The following is a 373-nucleotide window of genomic DNA, read 5'->3' as shown; positions in this document are numbered from 1 at the left end:
GCGCCCTGGCGCCGCAGCTCGAGCGGCTGGCCTCCGAGCAGGCGGAGGCGGCGCGCGCCGCGGAGGCCGCCGCCGCCGCCCTGGCCGCCCTGCCCGACCCGGAAGCGGCGATCGCCGAGTACGATGCCGCCGCCCGCGCCGAGAACGCGGCCGCCGCTGCTGAGACCGCCGCCCGCGACAACCGGGCGGAGGCCGATATGGCGCTGCAACGCGCGCGGGGCGAGGCGTCGCGCCTCGCCGCCGCCGCCGCCCGGGCGGAAAGCCGGCTGGAGGCGCTGGCGCCACAGCTCGCCCGCCTCACCGCCGAGCTGGCGGAGGCCAAGGCGGCGCTGGACGCGGCCGCCGCCCGGGATCTGCCGGATGTGGCCGGCCT

General features: G+C 81.8%; 1 protein-coding gene. It reads left to right on the top strand.

Going from position 1 to position 373, the window contains the following annotated elements; all coding sequences use genetic code 11:
• Positions 1-373: hypothetical protein (locus NJ376_RS28500; RefSeq protein WP_370288782.1), on the top strand; the 373-nt coding region annotated here is incomplete at both ends.

The organism is Siccirubricoccus soli (assembly GCF_024178315.1).
Lineage (GTDB): Bacteria > Pseudomonadota > Alphaproteobacteria > Acetobacterales > Acetobacteraceae > Siccirubricoccus > Siccirubricoccus soli.
Note: the sequence above shows the minus strand (reverse complement) of the source record. Positions and strands in the feature narration are given on the sequence as shown.